The 8,202-nt window shown below is 67.6% G+C and carries 7 protein-coding genes; all 7 read left to right on the top strand.

Features of this window, described 5'->3' with window-relative positions; all coding sequences use genetic code 11:
- Window positions 1–96: 96 nt before the first annotated feature.
- Window positions 97–1,422, top strand: coding sequence for a phenylacetate--CoA ligase family protein (locus B1964_RS22075; protein ID WP_079931291.1), 1,326 nt, complete (start codon window positions 97–99; stop codon window positions 1,420–1,422).
- Window positions 1,423–1,462: 40 nt separating this feature from the next.
- Complete coding sequence (locus B1964_RS22070; RefSeq protein ID WP_079931290.1) at window positions 1,463–1,705, top strand: hypothetical protein; 243 nt, start codon at window positions 1,463–1,465, stop codon at window positions 1,703–1,705.
- Window positions 1,706–1,715: 10 nt separating this feature from the next.
- Complete coding sequence (locus B1964_RS22065; protein ID WP_079931289.1) at window positions 1,716–4,001, top strand: FAD-dependent monooxygenase; 2,286 nt, start codon at window positions 1,716–1,718, stop codon at window positions 3,999–4,001.
- Window positions 3,998–4,408, top strand: coding sequence for a PaaI family thioesterase (locus tag B1964_RS22060; RefSeq protein ID WP_172398924.1), 411 nt, complete (start codon window positions 3,998–4,000; stop codon window positions 4,406–4,408). Before B1964_RS22065 ends, B1964_RS22060 begins: the two co-directional genes overlap by 4 nt.
- Window positions 4,409–4,505: 97 nt before the next feature.
- The gene (locus B1964_RS22055; RefSeq protein ID WP_079931287.1) at window positions 4,506–5,312 is read left to right on the top strand and encodes a cyclase family protein; all 807 of its coding nucleotides are present in this window, start codon (window positions 4,506–4,508) and stop codon (window positions 5,310–5,312) included.
- The gene (locus B1964_RS22050; RefSeq protein WP_079931286.1) at window positions 5,309–6,916 is read left to right on the top strand and encodes an NAD(P)/FAD-dependent oxidoreductase; all 1,608 of its coding nucleotides are present in this window, start codon (window positions 5,309–5,311) and stop codon (window positions 6,914–6,916) included. The genes B1964_RS22055 and B1964_RS22050 overlap by 4 nt, the downstream gene beginning before the upstream one ends.
- A partial coding sequence (locus B1964_RS22045; protein ID WP_079931285.1) for a thiamine pyrophosphate-binding protein occupies window positions 6,913–8,202 on the top strand: 1,290 nt, incomplete at its 3' end. The genes B1964_RS22050 and B1964_RS22045, both read left to right, overlap by 4 nt.

The raw sequence follows: 8,202 nt of genomic DNA, 5'->3' as shown, positions 1-8,202 counted from the left end.
CCCGCCAGGCATCGGAGTCCCCCCCGACGCCACCTCCACTCCTCGTGCACCGCACCCCATCCGCCCATCCGCCACCACAGATGGAGAAGAGTTCCGATGAACGACCAGCCCTTCTGGAATCCCAAGACCGAGCAGCTCGATCGTGCTGAACTCGACGCCCTGCAACTCACCAAACTGCGGCGCCTGACCGAATGGGCGGCCGCGCGCAGCCCCTTCTACCAGCGGACCTTCGCCGCAGCCGGCTTCTCGCCCGAGCAGCTCAGGACGCGCGCCGACATCGACCGCATCCCCTTCCTCACCCGCGAGGACTGGATGCGCAGCCAGGAGCAGTTCCCGCCGTATGGTGAACTGCCGGTCACCGATCACGTCGGCGCCATCCGCATGCACACCACCAGCGGCACCAGCGGCAAGACCCCGCTGCGCGCACTCGATTCGCGCAAGGACTGGGCATGGTCGGCGGAGATGTGGTGCTACGCGCTCTGGGGCGCCGGCGTCCGTCCACACGACATCGGTTATGTCGCTTTCGGTTACGGCTCCTTCATCGGCTTCTGGGGGCTGCACAACGGCCTGGAGAAGTTGGGGGCGCTGACCATCCCCGGCGGCGCCCAGAACACCACCCAGCGCATCCGGCAGATCATCGACTTCGACGCCACCGTCGTCGCTTCCACGCCCACCTACGCGCTGCGCCTGGCGCAGGAGGCCCAAGCTCTCGGCATCGACCTGCCGACCAGCAAAGTACACACAGTCATCCTCTCCGGCGAACCGGCCGGCTCCATCCCCGAGACCAAGGCGCTGATCGAAAGCCAATGGGGTGCCAAGTGTTTCGACACTGCGGGCATGACCGAGGTCTCGACCATCTTCATGTTCGAGCCGGCCGATCAGCCCGGCGGCTGCCACATCATCGAAGACCACTTCATCGAGCAGGTCATCGACCCGGAAACCGGTAAGGAACTCGGTTACGGCGAGCGCGGCGAGCGCGTCTGTACCTCGTTCGGACGCGCCACCATCCCGCTGATCCGTTATCGCAGCGCCGATATGGTCGTCAAGGTCCCGCACACCGTCGCCGGCAGTGGTCGCACCTGGGACCTCTATGAGGGCGGCATCCTCGGCCGGGTCGACGACATGAAGCTGGTGCGCGGCACCAACGTCTACCCGCGTGCGGTGGAGAGCATCGTGCGGACCTTCGGCGAGATCGACGAATTCCAGATCCGCATCGAACGCCACGATATCCGCGACGAGATCTTTCTGGCCGCCGAACCGTTCACCTCGGTCACCGACGATACCTGGAAAGGCGTCGCCGACAAGCTCGGACGCGAACTCGCCGACGCACACGAAGGTTTGCGATTCCACATCGAACGTGCCGACGCCGGCACGCTGCCCCGTTTCGAGCTCAAGGCCAAGCGTCTCGTCGACAACCGCTGACGGTCGAGCCCAGGCGAACTGAAGAAGAAAGGCACCAGTCATGTCCCCCAACGCAACCGTCACGCTCGGCGGGTCGGCGGCGCGCACCGATCTCCTCGGCACGCCACTCGACTCGACCGAATCCACCCTGCTCGACGTCTACCAGGCGCTCAAGCGCCTGGTAGCCGACGACTCGATCGCCCCGTGCGCGGCATCCAACGCGCGAGCCGCCCTGGCCGCGGTCAGCCTCGTGCTGACCGATCTGGCCGTCGAGTTCGAACCGCTCACCGACCTGAACTGCTGAGGGAGACACCGTGAAGTACTCGATCATCGGCGGTGGGCCCGGCGGCCTGCTGTCGGCCATTCTGCTCAAACAGCACGATCCGTCGCACGACATCACCGTCTACGAACGCAACGCCTCCGACAGCACATTCGGCTTCGGCGTGGTGTTCTCCGACGACACGCTGTCCAATCTCGAGGCCGCCGACCCGGTTCTGCTGGACCGGATGCGCAGCCACTACCGCTACTGGGCGCCGATCGATGTCGACTACCACGGTCACATCGACCGCTCTGACGGTCACTCCTTCGCTGCGATGGCCCGCAAGCAATTGCTGACACTGCTCGGCGAGCGCGCCACCGAACTCAAGGTCGACGTCGAGTTTCAGACACAGGCACCCGACCTGGATGAACTGCGCGCCATCAGCGACGTGGTCATCGCTTCCGATGGCGTCAACTCGGGAACCCGTGCTGCACTATCTGATTCGCTCTCGCCGAGCCTGGATCGGCGGCCGTCGAAGTACGTGTGGTTCGCAACCACCACGCCGGTCGACTGCTTCCGGTTCGTCTTCCGCGACACCCCACACGGCATGTTCTGGGCACACATCTACCCATTCGACGAGAACACGTCGACCTTCATCGTCGAATGCTCACCACAGACCTGGCGCAACGCCGGCCTCGACGTCTACGCCGAGGTGCCGCGGCGGCCCGGGGAGAACGACGAGGCGTCACTGAAGTTCTGCGAGGAGGTCTTTGCCGACTACCTCCAGGGACATCCGTTGCTGGGCAACAACTCCGGCTGGCTGAACTTCACCGTCGTCCGCAACAAGTCCTGGCATGACGGCAACACGGTACTGATCGGCGACGCCGCACACACCGCACACTTCTCGATCGGCTCGGGCACCAAGATGGCGATGGAGGATGCCATCGCCCTGACCAGTGCCCTGCGCGGGGTCACCGAAGCCCATGAGGTCGGCGCAGCGTTCGAAGCCTATGAGAGCGAACGGATGCCGGTCGCCGCATCCCTGCAACGCTCGGCGCAGACCTCGATGGAGTGGTTCGAGGACATCGACCGCTATCGCGACATCCCGGCCGAGCAGTTCGTGTTCCAACTCCTCACCCGCAGCCAGCGCGTCACCTACGACAACCTCAAACTGCGCGACGCGAACTTCGTCGGCCGCCTCGACGAGTGGTTCGCCGGCTCCGACAACCGTGCCGGGGTGCCGGTCGACCCGTCGACGCCGCCGATGTTCTACCCGTTCACCGTGCGCGGGTTGACCCTGCCCAACCGCGTCGTCGTCTCGCCGATGGCGCAGTACAGTGCGGTCGACGGCGTGCCCGGCAATTGGCATCTGGTGCACCTGGGTTCGCGTGCGGTCGGCGGTGCCGGCCTGGTCGTCACCGAGATGACCGCGCCCACCGAGGACGGCCGCATCACGCCCGGCTGCCCGGGCATCTGGAACGATGACCAACGTGACGCGTGGGCGCAGATCGTCGACTTCGTCCACGAGTCCTCGGACGCGAAAATCGCTCTGCAGCTCGGACATTCGGGCCCCAAGGGTGCCACCAAGGTGATGTGGGAAGGGATCGACGACCCGCTGGAGGAGGGCGCCTGGGAGATCCTCGCGCCGTCGGCGATCCCCTACCGTCCCGACAGCCAGGTGCCGCGCGAGATGAGCGTCGACGACATCGGTGCGATGGTGCAGGCGTACCGGGAGTCGGCGATCCGCGCCGCGCAGGCCGGCTTCGACATGATCGAATTGCATTACGCCCATGGCTATCTGCTCTCGGCGTTCCTCTCGCCGCTGACCAATCAGCGCACCGACGACTTCGGTGGGTCGATCGAGAACCGGGCCCGCTTCGGCACCCTGATCCTCGACGCCGTGCGTGAAGTGTTCGACGGCCCGATCAGCGTCCGCATCAGCGCCACCGACTGGGTCGACGACGGGATCAGCGACGACGACGTGATGACCATGTCGACGATCTTCGCCGAGCACGGCGCCGACCTGATCGACGTCTCGACCGGGCAGACCTCGGTCAAGGCGAAGCCCGCCTACGGCCGGCTCTACCAGACGCCGTTCTCCGATCGCATCCGCAACGTGTTGGGCATCCCGACCATCACCGTCGGCGCGGTCGCCTCGGTCGACGACGTCAACACCATCGTGTTGTCCGGCCGCGCCGACCTGTGCGCCATCGCCCGGCCACATCTGGTGGACCCGTACTGGACGCTCAATGCCGCACTGGATCAGGGGTATCGCCCCGGCCCGATGCCCAAGCAGTACCGTTCGGGCCGCAGCGCGCGGCGGCGCGAGCAGACCCCGTGACCACCGATCTGGTCGAGCAGGCGCTGGGATACCCCCAGGGCCCGCTCGATCACACCCTCGGTATCCGTGTCATCGAGCTCTCCGCCGCGCATTCGCGTGCGGTGATGCCGGTGGCCGGCAACACCCAGGTCACCGGGAGGGTACATGGCGGGGCGTACGCCGCGCTCGCTGAGACCATCGCCTCCCTCTCGGCGTCGGTGCATGCCGGTGCCGGGCGGGTGGCGTTGGGCACCGAACTGACCGCCAGCCACGTCGGCGGCACCGACACCGGCGAGGTCCACGCCGACTGCCGTGCGGTGTCGCTGGGGCGGCGCTTGACGGTGCACCAGGTCGACCTGCGGGCCGACGACGGCACCCTGCTCTCGAGTATCCGTGTCACCAATTACCTTGCGCGAACGCCGAGCTGAGCCGCAGCCCGGCCACTAGACTCCCCTTCAACACTTGTCCACCCCCGCTACCGCACCCGCTCCACTCGCCCGTTCTCCGGCCGACGAAAGGCCCACCATGACCGAGTCACTCACCACCCCCAGCGCCGTCGCGTCCTTCCTCAGCGCACTCACCGACGGTTCGGTGACCGTCCTGGATCTGACGACCCCACTCAGCAGCGACACCCCCGCCCTGGTGCTGCCGGACCCGTTCGTCAACCTCATCGACTTCAGTCTCGAGGAGGTCAGCGCCTACAATGAGCCGGGTCCGTTCTGGCGGCACAACAATATTCACACCGGCGAGCACATCGGCACCCATCTCGACGCACCCATCCACTGGATCAGCGGCCGCGACGGACACGACGTGTCGCAGATCCCGGTACAGCGGCTGATCGGTCCGGCCGCGGTGATCGACCTGACCGAGAAGGTCGCCGAGAATCCCGACTACCTGTTGACTGTCGCCGACGTGCGGGAGTGGGAAGCCGCCCACGGGGCCCTGCCACAGGGCGCCTGGGTGCTTCTGCGCACCGGCTGGGAGGTCCGCGGCGGATCGCAGCAGGAGTTCCTGAATGCCGACGAGACCGGTTCGCACACACCAGGTGTCGCCGTCGAGTGCGCGCAGTGGCTGGCCACGCAGCGTCCCATCAACGGCCTCGGCGTGGAAACCGTCGGCGTCGACGCCGGGATGGCCGGCGGTTTCGAGCCCGCCTTCCCGGTGCATTATCACTTCCTCGGCAACGACAAGTACGGCATCACCTCACTGCGCAACCTGGGGCAACTCCCCGCAACCGGCGCGATGCTGGTGGTCGCACCACTGCCGATCGTCGGCGGCACCGGCAGCCCGTCGCGCGTGCTGGCGCTGCTGGAGACGGGGTCGGGCGCATGAGTTCGCGCAGCGATGTGGTGGTGATCGGCTCCGGCATCAACGGACTGGTCACCACCGCCGAACTCGCACTGGCCAGCCGCAGCGTCACCCTGATCGAGGCCAATCCGGTGTTGGGCGGCTTCATCGGCTCGGGTGAGCGCACGGCCGCCGGCTTCATCCACGACACGTTCTCCTCGTGGCATCCGCTGTTCGTCTCCGGCGGCGCCTACGCGGTGCTTGGTGAGGCCTTGCACGCCCGCGGGCTCGCCTACGACAACACCGACGGTGCGGTGACCGCGGGCGCCGGCACCGACGGGCAGGTTGCCGTCGCCTACCGCGACGTCGACGCCACCCTCGCCGGCTTCTCGGCGTCTGAAGACAAGGACGCCTACCTGGGCATGCTCGGCAACCTCGAAAGCCGGGCGGCCACCATCTTCGGCGCGCTCGGTGCCGAACTCGATCCGGCGTCGATGGCCAAACTCGCCCTGACCACCCTCAAGGGGCAGCGCATCGCCGGCACCGAAGCCCTCATCCGCGACGGATTGGCCAGTGGCCGGAGCTATCTCGACGGCCGGTTCGCCGGCTGGGAGACCGACCGACTGTGGTCGCCGTGGCTGCTGCACGCCGGCCTCGGCCCGGACTCGGCGACCGGCGGCGTCATGCTGCCGCTGATGGCCGGCACCATGCACGAGTTCGGTCTGCCCGTGGTGCGCGGCGGTGCCGGGAAGTTCATCGACGCCTTCAGCCAACTCTTCGCCGACCACGGGGTCCAGGTGGTACTCGGGCAGCCGGTCACCGAGATCGTCGTCCGCGACGGCGTCGCCACCGGAGTCCGAACCGCCGAGGAGGAGTACCTCGCCGATCACGCGGTGGTCGCCGGAGTCACCCCGCAGGCCCTCTATACCCAGCTCCTGCCGCGCGATGCGGTGTCGTCAAACACGTTCGAGCAGGCACGCACGTACCGGTACGGGCGTGCGGCGATGCAGATCCACCTCGCCCTCGACGCCCCGGTCGCCTGGACCGACGAACGATTGCGTGAGGTCCCGTTGATCCACGTCACAGACGGCTCGTCGACGATGGGTGTTTCGTGCGCCCAGGCGCAGGCGCAGATGCTGCCGGCGCGGCCGACTATCGTCGTCGGCCAGCAGTCCCTGCTGGATCCCTCCCGCGCCCCCGCGGGCAAGTCGACGCTCTGGATTCAATTGCAGGAGTTGCCGTTTGATCCTACCAGCGACGCAGCCGCCGAGATCGCGACCGCCGGCGCCTGGACTCCGGAGGTCACCGCAGGATACGTCGATCGCGTGCTGGGCCAGATCGAGGCATTAGCGCCGGGTTTCACGTCGACGATTCTGGCGTCCGATGTCCTCTCACCGGCCGATCTCGCAGCCCACAACGCCAACGCGGTCAACGGTGATCCCTACTGTGGCAGTGCCGAACTCGACCAGAATCTGCGGTGGCGTCCGATCACCTCCCAGGGCCGCCACCGCACCGCGGTCGGGCACCTGTGGCATATCGGTGCGTCCACCCATCCCGGTCCCGGCCTCGGTGCGGGCTCCGGACACCTCGTCGCCCAGCATCTGCTTGCCCCGGCCTCCCGCAACCCGATCCGAAGGTTCTTCTCATGACCTCTCTCGCACCGGCCCCGGACACCCACTCCGGTTCTGCCACAGCGCCGTCGACCTACGGTCCGACCGTCGCCGACGTCGTCGGGCGCGTCCTCGCCGACCTCGGTGTGGGTCACGTCTTCGGTGTGGTGGGTAGCGGCAACTTCGCGATGACCAACGCCCTGCGCGCCGGCGGCGTCGGATACACCGCCGCCCGCCACGAGGGCGGCGCGGCCACGATGGCCGACGCATACACGCGGATGTCGGGCAAGGTCGGGGTCGTGTCGCTGCACCAGGGGTGCGGCCTGACCAATGCGATGACGGGCATCGGTGAAGCCGCCAAGAGCCGCACCCCGATGCTGGTATTGACCGCCGACGCCCCCAGCGCCGACCTGCGCTCCAACTTCCGCATCGATCAGGCGGCACTGGTCACCAGTGTCGGCGCCGTCAGTGAGCGCGTCCACGGCGCACACACCGTCGTCGCCGATGTGGTGCGGGCCATGCGAACCGCTATCACGCAGCGTCGCACTGTCGTGCTCAACGTGGCGATTGACGTCGCCGGCTCGCCCGCGTCGGTGTCCGGGCCGGTGGTCGCCGACCTCACCCGCCCGCGGGTGCGTCCCGACCAGGGCTCGGTGGCCTCGTTGCTGGCACTCATCGCTGCGGCAGCGCGACCGGTGTTCGTCGCCGGACGCGGTGCCCGCGACGCCGGACCGCAGATCGCGGCATTGGCGGAGGCGACCGGCGCCCTGGTGGCCACCTCGGCCGTCGCGAACGGATTGTTCGCCGGAAATCCGTTCTCGCTGGGCATCTCCGGCGGTTTCTCGTCGGCGACGACCGCCGACCTCGTGGCCGGGGCCGACCTGATCGTCGGTTGGGGCTGCGCCCTGAACATGTGGACGATGCGTCACGGCAAGCTGATCGGCTCCGATACCGTTGTCGCGCAGGTGGATGTCGACGTCGATGCGATCGGCGCCCACCGTGCGGTGCATCTCGGCGTCATCGGCGATTGCGCACTGACCGCCGCAGACGCCTTGGACGTGCTGTCGGCGCGGGGGAACCTGACCCCGACGGGTTACCGCACCCCCGAGGTCGCGGCGACGATCGCGGCGACCTCGCGCTGGCGTGACGTCCCCGTCGACGACATCTCCACCACCGAGCAGATCGATCCGCGAAAGCTGACCATCGCCCTGGACGACGTGCTGCCCGCCGACCGCATCGTCTCGATCGACTCCGGCAACTTCATGGGTTACCCGTCGACACATCTGAGCGTGCCCGACGAGTTTGGCTTCTGCTTCACCCAGGCC

Origin of the sequence: Gordonia sp. i37 (assembly GCF_002043085.1) — a bacterium.
Classification (GTDB): Bacteria; Actinomycetota; Actinomycetes; order Mycobacteriales; family Mycobacteriaceae; genus Gordonia; species Gordonia polyisoprenivorans.
The sequence above is the reverse complement of the archived record's forward strand: the minus strand, read 5'-3'. Positions and strand labels throughout refer to the sequence as shown.